15 protein-coding genes are annotated in these 17,807 nt (G+C 64.8%); 6 read left to right on the top strand and 9 right to left on the bottom strand.

The window, feature by feature from the left end:
- Window positions 1-12: 12 nt before the first annotated feature.
- From ACWAT4_RS06420 to ACWAT4_RS06400, 5 genes are all read right to left on the bottom strand, one after another.
- On the bottom strand, window positions 13-1,413 hold the full coding sequence (locus tag ACWAT4_RS06420) for an NAD(P)(+) transhydrogenase (Re/Si-specific) subunit beta (RefSeq protein ID WP_212298216.1): 1,401 nt from the start codon (window positions 1,411-1,413) through the stop codon (window positions 13-15).
- A 39-nt stretch (window positions 1,414-1,452) separates the two neighbouring features.
- Window positions 1,453-1,770, bottom strand: coding sequence for a proton-translocating transhydrogenase family protein (locus ACWAT4_RS06415; protein ID WP_014492434.1), 318 nt, complete (start codon window positions 1,768-1,770; stop codon window positions 1,453-1,455).
- Between the two features lie 11 nt (window positions 1,771-1,781).
- Window positions 1,782-2,909 carry a Re/Si-specific NAD(P)(+) transhydrogenase subunit alpha gene (locus ACWAT4_RS06410; RefSeq protein ID WP_212425942.1) on the bottom strand — a complete coding sequence of 376 codons (1,128 nt, stop codon included), beginning with the start codon at window positions 2,907-2,909 and terminating at the stop codon, window positions 1,782-1,784.
- Window positions 2,910-3,051: 142 nt separating this feature from the next.
- The gene (locus tag ACWAT4_RS06405; protein ID WP_018317799.1) at window positions 3,052-3,204 is read right to left on the bottom strand and encodes an aa3-type cytochrome c oxidase subunit IV; all 153 of its coding nucleotides are present in this window, start codon (window positions 3,202-3,204) and stop codon (window positions 3,052-3,054) included.
- Window positions 3,205-3,409: 205 nt separating this feature from the next.
- Complete coding sequence (locus ACWAT4_RS06400) at window positions 3,410-5,362, bottom strand: M3 family oligoendopeptidase (protein ID WP_449730070.1); 1,953 nt, start codon at window positions 5,360-5,362, stop codon at window positions 3,410-3,412.
- Window positions 5,363-5,489: 127 nt separating this feature from the next.
- Here ACWAT4_RS06400 and ACWAT4_RS06395 point away from each other — a divergent pair, with 127 nt between their 5' ends.
- From ACWAT4_RS06395 to ACWAT4_RS06385, 3 genes are all read left to right on the top strand, one after another.
- Complete coding sequence (locus ACWAT4_RS06395) at window positions 5,490-6,986, top strand: sigma-54-dependent transcriptional regulator (RefSeq protein WP_449730069.1); 1,497 nt, start codon at window positions 5,490-5,492, stop codon at window positions 6,984-6,986.
- Window positions 6,987-7,334: 348 nt separating this feature from the next.
- Window positions 7,335-9,551, top strand: a complete 2,217-nt coding sequence (locus tag ACWAT4_RS06390) for a L,D-transpeptidase family protein (protein WP_212425939.1) — start codon at window positions 7,335-7,337, stop codon at window positions 9,549-9,551.
- A gap of 274 nt (window positions 9,552-9,825) precedes the next feature.
- Window positions 9,826-11,445, top strand: a complete 1,620-nt coding sequence (locus ACWAT4_RS06385; protein ID WP_449730068.1) for a DUF882 domain-containing protein — start codon at window positions 9,826-9,828, stop codon at window positions 11,443-11,445.
- 10 nt (window positions 11,446-11,455) lie between these two features.
- Here ACWAT4_RS06385 and ACWAT4_RS06380 read toward each other — a convergent pair whose 3' ends face one another.
- The 3 genes from ACWAT4_RS06380 to ACWAT4_RS06370 form a co-directional block, all read right to left on the bottom strand.
- The gene (locus ACWAT4_RS06380; protein WP_212298222.1) at window positions 11,456-11,881 is read right to left on the bottom strand and encodes a DUF1801 domain-containing protein; all 426 of its coding nucleotides are present in this window, start codon (window positions 11,879-11,881) and stop codon (window positions 11,456-11,458) included.
- Window positions 11,882-11,954: 73 nt separating this feature from the next.
- Window positions 11,955-12,227, bottom strand: coding sequence for a DUF2312 domain-containing protein (locus ACWAT4_RS06375; protein ID WP_008546273.1), 273 nt, complete (start codon window positions 12,225-12,227; stop codon window positions 11,955-11,957).
- 199 nt (window positions 12,228-12,426) lie between these two features.
- On the bottom strand, window positions 12,427-12,732 hold the full coding sequence (locus ACWAT4_RS06370; protein ID WP_212425937.1) for a DUF1244 domain-containing protein: 306 nt from the start codon (window positions 12,730-12,732) through the stop codon (window positions 12,427-12,429).
- Between the two features lie 168 nt (window positions 12,733-12,900).
- On the opposite strand from ACWAT4_RS06370, the gene ACWAT4_RS06365 reads away from it, so the two are divergent.
- The gene (locus ACWAT4_RS06365; protein WP_212298224.1) at window positions 12,901-13,500 is read left to right on the top strand and encodes a DUF1036 domain-containing protein; all 600 of its coding nucleotides are present in this window, start codon (window positions 12,901-12,903) and stop codon (window positions 13,498-13,500) included.
- Window positions 13,497-14,933 carry a pyruvate kinase gene (pyk, locus tag ACWAT4_RS06360; RefSeq protein WP_212298225.1) on the top strand — a complete coding sequence of 479 codons (1,437 nt, stop codon included), beginning with the start codon at window positions 13,497-13,499 and terminating at the stop codon, window positions 14,931-14,933. Before ACWAT4_RS06365 ends, pyk begins: the two co-directional genes overlap by 4 nt.
- 150 nt (window positions 14,934-15,083) lie before the next feature.
- Here the strand turns inward: pyk and ACWAT4_RS06355 are convergent, their stop codons facing one another.
- A complete protein-coding gene (locus tag ACWAT4_RS06355) occupies window positions 15,084-15,764 on the bottom strand; it encodes a TetR/AcrR family transcriptional regulator (protein WP_200469738.1) in 681 nt (226 codons plus the stop codon).
- A gap of 300 nt (window positions 15,765-16,064) precedes the next feature.
- Between ACWAT4_RS06355 and ACWAT4_RS06350 the strand changes: the two genes are divergently transcribed.
- Window positions 16,065-17,705, top strand: coding sequence for a hypothetical protein (locus ACWAT4_RS06350; protein WP_449730067.1), 1,641 nt, complete (start codon window positions 16,065-16,067; stop codon window positions 17,703-17,705).
- Window positions 17,706-17,807 lie beyond the last annotated feature (102 nt).

Here is a 17,807-nt window from a genome sequence, read left to right as displayed (position 1 = left end):
CGTCCCCTCGCGTTACATCGCCTTGACGATATTCTCGGTGACCTTCTTGGCGTCGCCGAGCAGCATCATGGTGTTGTCGCGGTAGAACAGCGGGTTGTCGATACCGGCATAGCCAGACGCCAGCGACCGCTTGATGAACATCACCGTGCCGGCCTTCCAGACCTGGAGGACCGGCATGCCGTAGATTGGCGAGGTCTTGTCCTCTTCGGCCGCCGGGTTGGTGACGTCATTGGCGCCGATCACGAAGGCGATGTCGGCCTGCGCGAATTCGGAGTTGATGTCCTCAAGCTCGAACACCTCGTCGTAGGGCACGTTGGCCTCGGCCAGCAGCACGTTCATGTGGCCGGGCATGCGGCCCGCAACCGGGTGAATCGCGTACTTCACCTCGACGCCTTCCTTCTTCAGGATGTCGCCCATTTCGCGCAGCGCATGCTGGGCCTGCGCCACCGCCATGCCGTAGCCGGGCACGATGATGACCTTCGAGGCGTTCTTCATGATGAAGGCCGCGTCATCCGCCGAGCCGAGCTTGGCGGGCTTCTGCTCGCCGCCGGCTCCGCCGCCGGCCGCCGCGGTCTCGCCGCCGAAGCCGCCGAGGATGACCGAGATGAAGGAGCGGTTCATCGCGTGGCACATGATGTAGGACAGGATCGCGCCCGACGAGCCGACCAGTGCGCCGGTGATGATCAGCGCGGAATTGCCGAGCGTGAAGCCAATGCCTGCCGCGGCCCAACCCGAGTAGGAGTTCAGCATCGAGATCACGACCGGCATGTCGGCGCCGCCGATCGGGATGATCATGAGCACGCCGAGCGCCAGCGCCAGGATGACGATCATCCAGAAGTCGAAGGCACTGCCCGACATCACCAGCCCGACGATGAAAACGACGAGCGCGATCGCGAGACCGATGTTGATGATGTGACGGAACGGCAGGATGATCGGTGCACCGCTCATCCGCGCGGACAGCTTCAGGAACGCGATCACCGAGCCGGTGAAGGTCAGCGCGCCGATGGCGACGCCGAGCGACATTTCGACCAGGCTCTGCGCATGAATGTTGCCGGGAGTGCCGATGTCGAACGCCTCGGGCGCGTAGAACGCGCCGGCGGCGACCAGCACCGCGGCCATACCGACCAGCGAGTGGAAGGCAGCGACCAGTTCCGGCATCGAGGTCATCGGCACGCGGCGCGCGATTACCGCACCGATCGCACCACCGATGGCGATGCCGACAATCACCAGCACCCAGGCGAGACCGTCGGCTGGCGGATGATTGGCCAGCGTGGTGGCGACCGCAATCGCCATACCGATCATGCCGAACAGATTGCCCTGGCGCGACGACGCCGGGCTCGAAAGTCCGCGCAGCGACAGGATGAACAGCACCCCCGCCACGAGATACAAGAATGCAGAGAGATTAGCGCTCATCTCAGGTCCCCATTGATCCCATCAGCCCGAGGTGGCCGCTTACTTCGACTTCTTCTTGTACATCGCCAGCATGCGCTGGGTGACAAGGAAGCCGCCGAAAATGTTGATGCAGGCAAAAATCAGCGCGACGAAGCCAAAGGCACGCGCCCAGCCCGAACCGCTCGAGACGTTGGCAACGCCGCCGGCAAGCAGCGCGCCGACCACGATCACCGAGGAGATCGCGTTGGTGACGCTCATCAGCGGCGTGTGCAGTGCCGGGGTCACCGACCACACCACGAAATAGCCGACGAAGACGGCGAGAACGAAAATCGACAGCCGGAAGATGAAGGGGTCGACGACCTGTGCAGCATGCTCCATGACGGCTCTCCTTAAACCTTCGGCTGGAAGTTCGGGTGGATCACGGCGCCGTCCTTGGTCAGTGCGGTGGCCTTGACGAGCTCGTCGTCCCAGTCGACGGCAAGCTTCTTCTCTTTCTTGTCGACCATGGTCTCGATGAAGGAGAACAGATTGCGTGCGTAGAGGCTGGACGCCGAGGCCGCGACGCGGCCGGCGACGTTGGTGTAACCGACGATCTTGATGCCATCGAGATCGACGACCTCGCCGGCCTTGGCGCCCTCGACATTGCCGCCGCGCTCGACGGCAAGATCGACCAGCACCGACCCCGGCTTCATCGACTTGACCATCTCGCCGGAGACGAGCTTCGGCGCGGGCCGACCCGGAATCAGCGCGGTGGTGATGACGATGTCCTGCTTCTTGATGTGCTCGGCGGTGAGCGCGGCCTGCTTGGCCTGATACTCTTTCGACATTTCCTTGGCGTAGCCGCCGGCGGTCTGTGCGTTCTTGAACTCCTCGTCCTCGACGGCGAGGAATTTCGCACCAAGCGATTCCACCTGCTCCTTCGTCGCGGGCCGCACGTCGGTCGCGGTGACGACGGCGCCGAGGCGGCGCGCAGTCGCAATCGCCTGCAGGCCGGCGACGCCGACACCCATCACGAACACCTTTGCAGCGGGCACGGTGCCGGCGGCGGTCATCATCATCGGAAAGGCGCGGCCGAAGGCCTCGGCCCCCTCGATCACGGCACGGTAGCCGGCGAGGTTGGCCTGCGAGGACAGCACGTCCATCACCTGTGCGCGCGTGATGCGCGGCATCAATTCCATGGCGAAGGCGGAAACGCCGGCATCGGCCATCGCCTTCAGCGCGGCTTCGTTGCCATAGGGATCCATGATGGCGATGACGAGCGCACCGCGCTTGTATTGCGCAAGCTCGGAGGCCTCGGGACGCTTCACCTTGATGATGATGTCGGCGTCCTTCAGCGCATCGGCGCTGACAGTGGCCCCCACAGCGGTGAATTCGGAATCCGGGAGGCCCGACTTGATGCCTGCGCCCGGCTCGACGGCGATCTCGGCGCCCAACGCCTTAAACTTCTTCACCGTATCGGGCGAAGCCGCGACCCGCGGTTCAGACGGATCAATTTCCTTGGCAACGGCGATCTTCATAGGTCCTCCGGCGGCGCGGGACAGCGCGCGCACAAAAAAGTAGCGTTACTCCCGCAGCGTTGCATACCGGCTTTAGAACCGGCTTGTTTGCAAAATTTGTGGGCAGCTGCCGCCGCAAGCGTGGGCAGCTGCCAAAGTCGATTTAGGTGAGGAAGATCGCCATCAGAATCACGATCAGCGCGACCGATGCCGTGCCGTACTTCACCAGCTTGATGAAGCCCTCATAGGTCTGCTCGTGCGCAACGTAGTCGTTGCCATCGGCGGTGCTGTACGCAACTTCGCTATGATCTGCCATGATTGTCCCCAGTCGAAAGTCGAATTCTTCGGCTGGGATACCTTAAACCTTCGGGCAGGGCAACGGCACGAAGGCGCGGTTTTCCAGCAAATAGGCTCATTTGGAATCCCGATTATCGCGGATCCGGGCCGCCCGATTGCCCTCGATGAACCACAGTTCAACTGATCCGGCGCGCCGATCCTGCCCTAAATTCAGGCACTCGCCCTCAGCCCATCGCCTCCAGCTCGTCGATCATGCCGGCGATGACGCTGAGCCCCCCGTCCCAGAATTTCGGGTCCTTGGCGTCGAGCCCGAACGGGCGCAGCAGCTCGGAATAGTGCTTGGTCCCGCCGGCGGCGAGCATGTCGAGATAGCGCTCGGCGAACCCTTCGGCCGCGTTCTCGTAGACCGCATAGAGCGAGTTCACGAGGCAATCGCCGAAAGCATAGGCGTAGACGTAGAACGGCGAGTGGATGAAGTGCGGGATGTACATCCAGTAGCTTTCATAGCCCGCCTTGATCTCGATCGCCGGCCCCAGGCTCTCGCCCTGCACCGACAGCCAGAGCTCACCGAGGCGCGTCGCGGTGAGCTCGCCGTTCTTGCGCTCGGTGTGGACCGCGCGCTCGAAGGAATAGAACGCGATTTGCCGCACCACGGTATTGATCATGTCCTCGACCTTGCCGGCGAGCAGCGCCTGACGCTGCTTTGCGCTCTTGGTCTGCGCCAGGAGCCGCCTGAAAGTCAGCATCTCGCCGAACACGCTCGCGGTCTCGGCCAGCGTCAGCGGCGTCGGCGCCATCAGCGCGCCGTTCTTCGCCGCGAGCACCTGATGCACACCGTGACCGAGCTCATGCGCGAGCGTCATCACGTCGCGCGGCTTGCCCTGGTAGTTCATCAGCACGTAGGGGTGCGCCGACGGCGTGGTCGGATGCGAGAACGCGCCCGGCGCCTTGCCCGGCCGCACCGGCGCATCGATCCAGCGGTCGGTGAAGAAGCGCTCGGCGATGTCGGCCATCTTGGGCGAGAAGCCGTGATAGGCCGTCAGCACCATGTTGCGCGCATCGGGCCAGCCGATGACGTCCGTCGCCGCGAACGGCAGCGGCGCGTTGCGGTCCCAATAAGCGAGCCGCTTCTTGCCGAACCATTTCGCCTTCAGCGCGTAATAGCGGTGCGACAGCTTGGGATAGGCCGCGCGCACGGAAGCGACCAGCGCATCCACCACCTCGCGCTCGACGCGGTTGTTGAGGTGGCGGGAATCCGCAACGTCCTGGAAGCCGCGCCAGCGGTCGGAAATATCCTTGTCCTTGGCGAGCGTGTTGGTGATCAGCGCAAAGGTGCGCTCATTGGCCTTGAAGGTCTTTGCCAGCGCTTCCGCCGCAGCCTTTCGCTTGGCGCCGTCGCGGTCCTGCAGGAAATTCAACGTCGGCTCGATCGCCAGTTCTTTGGAGCCCACCTTGAAGCGAAGACCCGAGATGGTCTGGTCGAACAGACGGTTGAAGGCAGAATAGCCGGTCTGAGCCTTCTCCAGGAACAGTTGCTCGAGCTTGTCGTCGAGCTGATACGGCTTCTCCTTGCGCAGATCCTCGATCCACGGACGGTAATGCGCAAGCTCGGCGGCTTGCATCGCGCGGTTCAAAATATCGTCATCGATACGGTTGAGCTCGAGCGCGAAGAACAGAAGATGCGTCGATGCCGCCGTCAGCCGCTCGGAGACGTCGCCGTAAAACTTTGAAATCTTGGGATCAACGCTGTCGCCGGCGTGAACGAGACCCGCAAAGGAGGCAAGACGGCCGGCGAGATCGTCGATCGCCTCATACCGCCGCACCGCTTCCGCGAGCCATTTTCCGCCATCTTCGTTTGCTGTGCCTGTTGCGAGCTTGCCCTTGTAGTCGGCCTCGAACGCGACGCAATCGGCATCCATCTTTGCAAGATCGCGCGCCACTTCCGGCGCATCGATCCCGACATAGAGATCGGCGAGGTTCCACTCTGGAAGCTTACCGGTCTTGCTCGCAGGCTTTGTCGACGACTTGGCCAGTGACGACTTGGCCAGTGACGACTTGGCCAGTGACGACTTGGCCAGTGAAGGCTTGGAGGGCTTTGCCTTGGCAGCGGATTTCTTGGCGACAGTTGATTTGCGGAGAGCGGTCTTCTTGAGAGCGGGCTTGGAGCGCGAATTCATTGTGTGGGAAACCTGTGTTCAACAAGCGCGACGGCGGGCGGGGGCATCAAGGTTTAAGAGTGCGTTAATCGGCTTCGGCCAGAGTGCCCCGATTCGAGACAGATAGTAGTAGCGTGCGGGGAACACCATGGCTGCCAGTATTTTGATCGCCGATGACGACGCTGTGGCCCGCCGCCTGGTCGAGAACATGGTGCAGAAATGCGGCTATCAGACGATCGTCGTCGAGTCCGGCGACGCCGCGGTCGCCGCCCTCACCGCTCCTGACGCACCTGCGATCGACGGCGTGATCCTCGATCTGGTCATGCCCGGCCTCGATGGCATGGGCGTGCTGGCGAAGATCCGCGAAGCGGGCCTCAGCGTACCTGTCATCGTGCAGACCGCCCATGGTGGCATCGACAACGTCATCTCGGCGATGCGCGCCGGCGCCGCCGACTTCGTGGTCAAGCCGGTCGGCCTGGAGCGGCTCCAGGTGTCCCTGCGTAACGCACTTAACGCCTCCGCGCTCAAAGGCGAATTGCAGCGCATCCGTCACAGCCGCGAAGGCCGGCTGACTTTTTCCGACATCATCACGCGCGCCGAAGCAATGGCGGGCGTGATGCGCGCCGCGCAAAAGGCGGCGAACTCCTCGATTCCCGTGCTGATCGAAGGCGAGTCCGGCGTCGGCAAGGAGATGTTCGCGCGCGCCATCCATGGCAGCGGCGAGCGCAAGGCAAAGCCGTTCGTCGCGGTCAATTGCGGCGCGATCCCCGACAATCTCGTCGAGTCCATCCTGTTCGGCCACGAGAAGGGCGCCTTCACCGGCGCAACTGAACGGCATATGGGCAAATTCCTCGAGGCCCATGGCGGCACGCTGTTTCTGGACGAGGTCAGCGAACTGCCGTTGACCGCGCAGGTCAAGCTGCTCCGCGCACTTCAGGAAGGTGCGGTCGAGGCAGTCGGCGGCCGCAAGCCCGTGAAGGTCGATGTCCGCATCATCTCCGCGACCAATCGCAAGCTGCTGGAGCGGGTCAAGCAGGGTCACTTCCGGGAAGATTTGTTCTATCGCCTGCACGTGCTGCCGTTGACGATCCCTTCGCTCAGGGCCCGGCGCGAGGACATCCCGCACCTTCTCAGGCATTTCCTGGCGCGCTTTGCCGCCGAGGAAAACCGCCCGATCTCCGGCGTCAGTGGCGAGGCCGTGGCGCATCTCGCCCAGCTCGACTGGCCCGGCAACATCCGCCAGCTCGAAAACGCCGTGTACCGCGCGGTGGTGATGAGCGAGGGCGACCAGCTCGGTCTCGACGATTTCCCGCTGGTGGCCTCGCATCCGCACACCGCGACGGAGATTCCGACCGCGCCGCTCATGATCGAGCCGATCGCCGCGCCCTCGGTCGTATCAGGTAATGAAATACCGATCGCGCCACTTCCCCAGGTCGGCTACCTCTCGATGTTGACCCCCACCGGCGACGTCCGTCCGCTCGAGGACATGGAGAGCGAGATCATCCGCTTCGCAATCTCGCACTACCGCGGACAGATGTCGGAGGTGGCACGTCGCCTCAAGATCGGCAGGTCCACGCTCTACCGCAAACTCGACGAAGCCGGGGTTCCCGGCCATGGCGGGAAAAGCGGTGAAGAGACGCACTGAACCTCATGCGAACGGAGGTCCGCGCGAGCGGACATTTGCGCCCGCAAGCCGTTGAATTACGGCAAAATTCGGCAGCGAGCCAAACCGTGACTTGGAAGTGACAGACACTGGGAAAAGCGTGCGGTGAAACCGCACAATCCGTTGCAAACGGTCTGTCTTGAAGTCAGTTTGTCGTGAGTTTCCCGGGGTAGCGCTAGCTGCAAAAACGGGGCCTGTATATCGTCGGCGTATGAATCGTTGCGTGCAGGCGTGCAACTTCCGAGAGGCCGGCGCGGTTTGGCCGAAGCTCAATTTGGCGACAACGAAAGCTGTTCCACGAGGGACAGTTCACCCAAGGGGTGCGACACAATGCGTGACTGTTTGAACCACCGTGCAGGCTTCGACCGTGTCTTGATGACGGTCGCAGCGACCTTCCTCACGGTATCGGCCGGCTCAGCCCTGGCCCAGGATCAGGCGCGCAGCAGCGCCGCCGAGCTCGCGATCGAAGCCGCGATCCCGCGCCCCGAGCCTGCGAACGTCCCGCCCCCGACCGCATCCGACATCAAGCTCGACACCACCGCGACGGTGCAGGACGCGCCGAAGGAAACTGCGAAGGAGCCGGTCAAGGCCGAGGCAGCTCCGGCCCCCGACAAGGTCGAGACCAAGTCGTCCGACGTCGCCACCACGCCCACAGCCGACGCGCCGAAGAGCGAGACGGCCAAGACCGAGCCCGCGAAATCTGAACCTGCCAAATCGGAGCCAGCCAAGACTGACACAGCGGTAGCACCGGCGGCTGCTCCCGCCGCTCCTGCGGCTGCAGCCACGACCCCGGCCGCCGAGCCGGTGAAGGCCGCGAGCAACGTCCCCGCCGCCGACCAGCCGGTCGCCGACAAAATCAAGGACATCATCGGCGCCAAAACCTCGCGCCATTTCGACCGCAAGAACGAGCGGGCCGCCGTCGAGAAGTTTTATGGCGCGCGTGACTTCGCGCCGGTCTGGACCCAGGGCGGCAGCCTCACTGCTGCGGCCAAGGGCGTGATCGCGCGGCTGAAGGATGCGGCCTCCGACGGTCTCAATCCCGCCGACTATCCGGTGCCGGATTTCGCCGCCGCCACCACGCCCGACGCGCTGGCCGATGCCGAGCTGAAGCTCACCGCCGGCATGTTCGACTATGCGCGCCAGGCGCAGAGCGGCCGCATGCACTGGTCCCAGGTCAGCGCCGACATCCTCTATCCCGAGCATCCGGTCGATCCGAACGACGTGCTCACCAAGGTCACGAGCGCAGCCGATGCCTCCGCGGCGCTCGACAGCTACAATCCGCCGCAGAAGCTCTACAAGGAGCTGAAGGCAAAGCTCGCACAGCTGCGCGGCCAGGGCGACGGCCCGGTGATCGAGATCACCGAGGGCCCGGCACTGAAGTACACGCCAGCCAAGGGAAAGAAGCAGGCTGAGATCGTCGTGCAGGATCCGCGCGTGCCGCAGCTCCGCACCAAGCTCGGCATCACCGAGAACGCCAGCGACGACCATTACGACGCAACGGTCGCGGAAGCCGTGCGCAAATTCCAGGACGGTGCCGAGATGAAGGCAACCGGCGTGCTCGACGCGCCGACCGTGAAGGCGCTCAACAGTCCGAAGCGCGACAAGCAGATCGATACCGTGCTGGTGAACATGGAGCGCTGGCGCTGGCTGCCGCGCGACCTCGGCGTGCCCTCGCTGGGCGACGCCTATGTCATTCTCAACATTCCCGACTACACTCTGAAGGTGATGCAGCGCGGCCAGCAGGTCTGGACCACCCGCGTCGTCACCGGCAAGCCGGGCCAGCACGCGACGCCGCTGCTGACCGAGACGATGAAGTACATCACGGTGAACCCGACCTGGAACGTGCCGCCGTCGATCGTCTATGGCGAATATCTGCCGGCGCTGCAGCAGGACCCGACCGTGCTTCAGCGCATGGGCCTCAAGCTCGAGCAGAATCGCGACGGCTCGGTGCACATCTCGCAGCCGCCCGGCGAAGCCAACGCGCTCGGCCGCATCCGCTTCAACTTCCCGAACAAGTTCCTGGTCTATCAGCACGACACGCCGGACAAGAACCTGTTCGCCAGGGAAGATCGCGCCTTCAGCCATGGCTGCATGCGCGTCCAATATCCGGACCAGTACGCCTCGGTGCTGCTCAACATCGCCATGCCGAACGAAAAGTACACGCCGGAGCGCGTGCGCAGCATGTACGGCTCGGGTGAGATCGATCTGAAATTCCCGACGCCGATCCCGGTCAACATCACCTACCAGACCGCGTTCGTGGACGATGCCGGCAAGCTGCAATTCCGCAAGGACGTCTATGGCCGCGACGCGACCATGATCAACATCCTGAAGAACGGCCGCGGCAAGGATCTCGAGGCGGTCGTCGCGCACTCGCAACCGAGCTATTCGCGCCCGGCAACAACCCTGCCGTCCGGCGTGGCGGTGGCCAACAATGGCGGCGGCTTCGGCTCGTCCGGCCCGAGCTTCTTCGAGCGCCTGTTCGGGGCTCCGACCCCGCCGCCGGCTCCCGTCGGCCGCCGGCCGCCGCAGCGGGTGTTCACTCGCTGAGCTTCGGCCAAGGGCGTCAGCCCCTCAAATTCTTCAATAAGATCAACGACCCCGTCCCAAGGATGGGGTCGTTTAACGTTAACCATTCTCCTCCCGAGTTCCGGCCGCGGGCGTTTTTTCGCCACACTCAGCCGGTTAGGATTGTAGTCTGACTTGGTTTGGGGGCGGGAAGGTCAACCTCGAATTAACCTTCTCGCTTTAAGAAAGCGTTCATCCTCTTTCGCGCGCTAAACGGGGTTGGCGGGAGAGTCCATTTTGAACGCTCGTCGACTGGGTGGGCTCATACGTGCTGGCTGGTTTCGCACGCCGATTTGCTGTGCTGTCGTTGTCCCATGCGGGAGTGAAGGTCGGATCTCGGATCGGCCTCGCCTCGCTGGTGCTGCTCGCGGCTGCCGGTTCGGTCCATAACGCTGCCGCGCTGAACGAGACCAAGACACTCTCCTTCCACCACACCCATTCGGGCGAAGACCTCACCGTCACCTTCAAGCGCGATGGCCGCTACGACGAAGCCGCGCTGAAGACGCTCAACCACTTCCTGCGCGACTGGCGCACCCAGGACGAGACGGTGATGGATCGTCACCTCTTCGACATCCTCTGGGAAGTCTATCGCGACGTCGACGGCAAGCAGCCGATCCAGATCATCTCGTCCTATCGCTCCCCCGCCACCAACGCCATGCTCCGCCGCCGCTCCTCGGGCGTGGCGCGCTTCAGCCAGCACATGCTGGGCCATGCGATGGACTTCTACATTCCGAACGTGCCGCTGGAGCAGATCCGCTTCGCGGGCCTCCGCCTGCAGCGCGGCGGCGTCGGCTTCTATCCGACCTCCGGCTCGCCTTTCGTGCATCTCGACACCGGCAGCATCCGGCACTGGCCGCGCATGACGCATGATCAGCTCGCGCGTGTGTTCCCGGACGGAAAGACCGTGCACCTGCCGACCGACGGCGTTCCGCTGAAGGGCTATGAACTCGCCAAGGTCGAGATTGAGCGCCGCGGCGGCGGCGACGACGGCGCCAGCAAGCCGGGCTTCTTCGCCGCCCTGTTCAAGAGCAAGCAGGCCCCAGCCGCCAGCGCCGACGAGGATGATGAGGGCGCCCCTGCCGCGGCCGGGAGGCCGCCCACCGTTGTCGCAGCGGCCGCGAAGCCGGCTGATCCGGTGCCGACGCCCCGCGCCAAGCCGTCCGTCGCCGCCGCCGCGATCCAGCTCGCCTCGGCCGATGCGCAACTCGTTGCGCCGCCCAAACCGAAGCCCGCGCCCGTGGCTGACAAGCCGGCTGCCGGCAAATCTTCTGACGGAAAGCCCGAGACCCCCGCCGACATCATCAATGCCCGCGGCTTCTGGGATGCACCGGCCATGCCGCAGCAGGCGACGCCAGCTCAGGTCGCTGCGCTGAAGGCGCGCCAGGCGCTTGCCGCCGCCACCGAGCCGCAGGCGACCGCGAGCGTCTCCAACGCAACCCTTCAGGCGCTGGCTTACGCGCCGGCCGCCTCCCCGGTCGATCGCGCCAAGGTCGTCGCCGCCTCCGCTCCGATCCCGCGCGGCGTGCGTCCCGTAGCCCGCAACGCCGCGCCGGCCACGGAAATCAATACCGTCGTCAGCAAGAGCACCGACGGCATGATCGCCACCGCGACCCGGCTTTCCGCCGCCAAGGGCGAGAGCATCTGGCTCAAGATCGTGATGCTGTCGCCGAGCGCCAGCCGCGCGATGTCGGTGACGCTGATGGGTGAGCTCGACATGGCCGCGATGCGCGCCTATTTCGTCAAGCCGCAGACCGTCGTCGCGATGGGCTTTGTCGAGGATCCGATGCAGGGCCTGTCCTGCGATAGCTTCTCGGGCAGCGCCACCACCAAGCTGGAGACGACATCGTTCGTCGTGCGCACGGCCGCGCTGCGCTAAGGCTGATCGCCTACCGCGCCTTCTTAGCCCGCCGGTCCAGATGATAGGTCAGCGCCAGCGACAGGCAGACTGACAGCTCCTGCTTCGGCAGCTTGCCCGCCACCGGCAGCAGCAGCGCCCTGGTCTGCCGATATTCGAACCCATCGGGAAAGCGCTCGCGAAAGGTGTCGACCAGCGTCGTCTTGCAATTGAACAAAATGGCGGCCTTGTCGGAGTCTTTGAGGCGGCCGAGCCGGATGGTCGAGCCGCTGCCCGTCTCCTCAGTCAAGTAAGCGGGCTCCCCCCATTTCAGCGTTTCGGTGAGCCGGCCGACCTCGCCATCCTTCGCGGCGATCGCGAAGATCAGGTCACGCACTTGAAGCAGCCGCTTGCCGATCGGCGCAGGAAGAGCGCCGAAGGCACGGTTCACGTCACGCGGCGGCGGTGGAGCAGTCACTGATGTCTCCGTTCACAAACGAAGTGCAACAGCCGCAATGTGTAGCCCGAGCGATGTTCGAGGCACAAACGCCTCAGATCATCCCCAGCGCCTGCATGTAGGTCTCGAGAATCGTCTCGGCCTCGGCACGCTCGTTGGGGTCCTGCTTGCGCAGGCGCACGATGGTGCGCAGCGCCTTGACGTCGTAGCCGTTGCCCTTGCTCTCGGCATAGACGTCACGGATGTCGTCGGAGATCGCCTTCTTCTCTTCCTCCAGCCGCTCGATGCGCTCGATGATGGATTTGAGCTGGTCCTTGGCAAATTTCGTCGCGGGCTCGTCGTCGCGGACGGCGGCGGAGGTGGCCATCTTGGTACTCCCAATGGAACTGGCAAAACGAGGTGACGCCGGCATCCTCACCGCGCGTGCTGGCAGAACCCTTAGGGTTCGTGCGGACTGCGTTCAAGCAAGCATCGCGCTCGTCCACAGCGCGCCCACACCTTCCTGCGCGGGAGCCAAGAAAGCTGTTGTGTAATGCGACTCAGCGCGCGTGCCCGGCAGTCCTCCCTCAGTGACTGTGGGGATGGACCTTCTTCATAGTCTCGATCTGCTCGGGTGTCGCCGTGCCCTGGTACTTCGACTTCCAGGTCTCGTAGGGCATGCCGTAAACGGCCTCCCGGCTCTCGTCCTTGCTTAAGGACACGCCTTGCGCGTCGGCGGCGTCCTTGAGCCAGTTGGACAGGCAGTTGCGGCAGAAGCCGGCCAGATTCATCAGGTCGATGTTCTGGACGTCGGTCCGCGTCTTCAGATGATCGACCAAGCGCCGGAAAGCGGCCGCTTCGAGCTCCGTTCTGGTTTTGTCGTCAATTGCCATGGCTGGACCTCTCGGCTGTGACCTAGATGGTGGTCACCCTTACGGGATCAGGTGGGGTCCTGTCACAGATTTTGCCATATCGCGGCGCAAACGGCCGCTGAGCCGACAAATGGGCCGTTCCCCGCCCCTACGCCAAATCGTCAATCATCTGGTATACGTTCCGCGACAATGATCGCCGAATCTCCCCGCTCCCCCCTTCGCCTGCTCGCCCGGTTGGTCCCGGCGCTGATGGTTGGCCTGCTGTGCCTCTGGGCCAGCCCGGCCTCGGCCGATTTCCGGCTCTGCAACAACACGTCGAGCCGGGTCGGTATCGCGCTCGGCTACAAGGATGCCGACGGCTGGACCACCGAAGGCTGGTGGAACATCTCGTCCCGCTCCTGCGAGACCCTGCTCAGGGGAACGCTGGTCGCCCGTTACTATTACATCTACGCGATCGACTATGACCGCGGCGGCGAATGGTCGGGGCAGGCCTTCATGTGCTCGCGCGACAAGGAATTCACCATCCGCGGCACCGAGGACTGCCTGGCGCGCGGCTATGACCGGACCGGCTATTTCGAAGTCGACACCGGCGAGCAGCGGGCCTGGACGGTGCAGCTGACCGACGCCAACGAGCAGCCGTCGCAGCAACGTGTCCCCGGGATGCCCGGCCCTGTTGGCCCTGGTGGCGGCGTTCCGGGTTTGCCCAATAGCCCGCCCGGTGCTACGCCCCCGGGCTCGCCCGGCCTGCCACCGGCCGCCGCCCCGCCCCCGCCTGGAAATAAGCCATGAGGCGTCTTCGCCGTATCAAGATTCTCGCGACCCTCGGACCTGCCTCCTCGGATCTCGCGATGATCCGCCGCCTGTTCGAAGCCGGCGCCGATGTGTTCCGCATCAATATGAGCCACACCCCGCATGACAAGATGCGGGAGCTGGTGGCGACGATCCGCAATGTCGAATCGAGCTACGGCCGCCCGATCGGCATCCTGGTCGATCTCCAGGGCCCGAAGCTCCGGTTAGGTGCCTTCGCCGAAGGCTCGGTCCAGCTTCAGAACGGACAGACCTTCACGCTCGATTCCGACAAGACGCCGGGCGATGCCAACCGGGTCAATCTTCCCCACCCCGAGATCCTCGCTGCGCTCCGGCCCGGCCATGCGCTGCTGCTCGACGACGGCAAGGTGCGGCTGATCGCGGAGGAGACCACGAAGGAGCACGCGGTGACGCGTGTCGTGGTCGGCGGCAAGATGAGCGACCGCAAGGGCGTCAGCCTGCCCGACACGGACCTGCCGGTCTCCGCCATGACGCCGAAGGACCGCGCCGACCTCGAGGCGGCGCTGGTTACCGGCGTCGACTGGATCGCGCTGTCCTTCGTGCAGCGCGCCGATGACGTGATCGAGGCCAAGAAGATGATCCGCGGCCGTGCCGCCGTCATGGCCAAGATCGAGAAGCCGCAGGCGATCGACCGCCTCGCCGACATCATCGAGGCCTCCGACGCGCTGATGGTGGCGCGCGGCGACCTCGGCGTCGAACTGCCGCTGGAGCGCGTGCCGAGCCTGCAGAAGCAGATGACGCGCATGGCGCGCCGCGCCGGCAAGCCGGTGGTGATCGCAACCCAGATGCTGGAATCGATGATCCAGTCGCCGGTGCCGACCCGCGCCGAAGTCTCCGACGTCGCCACCGCCGTCTATGAGGGCGCCGACGCCATCATGCTGTCGGCGGAATCGGCGGCCGGCAAATTCCCGGTCGAGGCGGTCTCGACCATGAACCGCATCGGTGAGGAGGTCGAGCGCGACCCGACTTACCGCTCGGTCATCACCGCCCAGCGCCCCGCGCCGGAATCCACTGCGGGCGACGCCATCGCCGACGCCGCGCGGCAGATCGCCGAGACGCTCGACCTGCCCGCCTTGATCTGCTGGACCAGCTCCGGCTCGACCGCGACGCGCGTGGCGCGCGAGCGGCCGAAGCCGCCGATCGTGGCGATCACGCCGAACATCACCGCCGGACGCCGGCTCGCCGCGGTCTGGGGCGTGCATTGCGTGGTGGCGGAGGACGCGCGCGACCAGGACGACATGGTGAGCCGCGCCGGGCAGATCGCTTTCCGCGATGGCTTTGTCCGCGCCGGCCAGCGCGTGATCATCGTCGCCGGCGTGCCGCTCGGCATTCCCGGCACCACCAACATGGTGCGCATCGCCTCCGTCGGCCCCGAGGGCGACGCGAGTATCTAGGTCCACCGGACCGCGACAAACAAAAAGCTCGAAAACAACCCCATGCACAGTAGCCGGCCCGTCCGGCTGCTTTGCCCGGGTTGTGCGAAAAAACGTGCTCAGGCAAAGGCCTGAGCACGGTCAGGCCCTCATCCCGACAGCAACGACGTCTTAAGCCCCGACCAGCGCCTTGGTCGTCGGCAGCAACGTCTGCTGCACGACGAGACCGCGGGCGCGGGCGTCCATGACGCCGACGGCGCGCAGCGCGAGCAGCGTCACGGTCTGCACCGCATCGCGCATCTTGACGGGATCTTCGAGATTGTCGGGCGCGAGCGGCCCGACCAGCGCCTCATGCAGTGCGCCCAGCAGCGCGGTCGCGGCCAACGCGGTGTCCTGCGCCGGCAGATGACCGGCACGCACCGCAGCGTCGATCCGCGCGGCGATCTCGCCGGCAATCTCGCGGCGGCTGGCCAGCCGTGAGGCGCTGACATCGACATCGACAGGCTCAGCCAGAATGCCCCAGGCCAGCCGGCGCTGCGACAGCGTATGGACCGCCACCGTGGTGACGGCCGCTGCCAGCGCCGAGGACGGCCCCGGCGCGGCATCCGCCGCGCGCCGGATCGCCGCGAGCTCGTCGCGGGAGACCTCGGAAATCAGCTCGGAGATCAGCTCGGCCTTTGAGGGGAAGTAACGATAGACGGTGCCGGCCGCCACATTGGCCCGGACCGCAACCGGTGCGATCTGCACCGCTGCCATGCCGCCTTCGGCTGCGGCTTCCCTTGCCGCCGCCAGGATGGCGCTGCGCCGAGCCGCAAGGCGCTTAACCACTTGATGCGTCCGCCGATAAACCATGGCGCGCTTCCTGTCCCACAACGCTTGCCGCACGCCCGCGGCCGAACGCTTCGTCACTGCAAGAGATTGCAAATCGCCCCGCAAGGACTGAACAACTATTCAGAAGGGATGACAAGAACCAAATGTGTGATGGATCGTTCGCGCGCCAGGTAAGCGCTCGCTGCATCGATTCATGCAACCTTAACTGGCTGGTCATAGTCCTACGGGGATCAACCGGAATTCGGCAATGCGCCCTACAAGCATATTTTTTGCGTCGCATCCCGTTTTCGAAAAGGCGCTGCCATCAGACGTGGCGTCTTGATGCTGCAGCGCACGACAACCCCTGCTGACTTGCCCGACGCCAATTCCACGCCCGCGGCCGGAGGCCTGCGGCACCCGTGGACAATGGACCTGCGCGGGAAGGCCCTTGCACCCGTCGCCATTGTCGTCTGCACGATGCTCGCAGGCGCTCTCTACACGCTTGCGATGGGTGAGGACGTCAACTGGGATTGGCAGAACTACCACGAATACAATGTCTGGGCCGTGCTCAACGGCCGCTATGGCGTCGATGCGGTGCCGCCGGGCTTCCAGACCTACTTCAATCCGATCGTCTATTTTCCGGTCTACTATCTCCGCCACTTCCTGCCATCGCCCTATGGGCTGATGATCATCGGCGCCATTCACGGCCTCAACCTCGCGCTCATTTGCCTGTTTACGCGCGTGATCCTGCGCGAGGCCGCAACCATCGCGGCGATCGCAGCGGCGGTTGCGATCGCGGCGTTCGGTCCGATGACGCTTTCGGAGGTGGGGACGAGCTTTTCCGACGTGCTGCTTGCACTGCCGGTGATCGGTGGTTTCCTGCTGATCCTCGCCGCAGACCGATCGCCCACAGCCAGCCACCTGCTGGCCGGGCTGTTGATTGGCGCTGCGGTTGGATTGAAGCTGACCAATGTCGTCTACGCCGTGGGCGCAGCGGCTGCGGTGCTGGCCGCCTCGCGTCCACTCAAGGCCACTGTCCTTCTTGGACTCGGCGGCATCGTCGGCGCGGCGCTCACCGGCGGCGAATGGTGCCTGATCGCCTGGCGCGACACCGGCAATCCGATCTTCCCGTTGTTCAATGCAGTCTTCCAGTCAGGCGAAGTGGCGGCCATCAATCTGATGGATGCGCAGTTCATGCCCCACGGCGTGCTCGACGCATTGGCCTACCCCTTCTACTGGCTGGTGGGCGATCACAGAGGCGCAGAGCATCCGTTCCGCGACGCGCGCTTCGCGGTCGTATCGGTCTTGTTCGTGCTCGGCCTGGTCACGCGCATGACGCGAGGCACTGCGATCCTCACACGACGCGACGTGCAACTGGTGGTGCTGTTCGTCGTCTCATACCTGGCCTGGCTCGGCCTGTTCTCGATCCAGCGCTATGCGGTCGTTCTCGAACTGTTGTGCGGGCCGATCATCGTTCTGCTGCTCGCGCGCCTCGCGGCGAGCGCGCGGTCGACATGGCCTGCGGCGTCCTCCGTTCCGCTGAACGCGGTGATGCTGACGGTTGCAGCAGCGGTCGCACTGTGGTCACAGCCGGCGGATTGGTGGCACCGCTCATGGTCCGATACCTATAGGCCGAAGATCGCGGGCGAGCTCGATCAGCCCGCGACCTACTTCATCCTCGGCAAGCCGCTCGCCTACATCGCGCCGCAGCTTCCGCCGCAGTCGCGCTTCTACCTGCTCGCCGATATCGGTGTGCCCATCGTCCCCGGCGGCATCTTCGACCAGCGTATTCGCGCCGGGCTGAAAGCTCCCCTGCCCGGCGGTCTCCGCGAGTTGCACATGCGCGGCGAACCCGACCGCAGCGCGCTGCTGGACCGCTACGCACTTGCCATCGATCCCTCGCGGCCCTGCGTCACCATCGAGGGCGCCCGCCCCGGCACGATCCTCGAAAGTTGCCCGCTGATCGAGCGGGCCTCGCGGTAGATGGGCCAAATATCCGACATTCGACGTGTCAGCCAAATATCCCCACTCGGCTCGCGCAATTGCCCAACATTGGTGAACTGAAGCGCCTTGGCGAAGAGTTAG

The sequence above is a fragment of the Bradyrhizobium sp. T-1 genome, from assembly GCF_053592855.1.
This window is presented reverse-complemented; position numbering and strand designations above follow the sequence as displayed.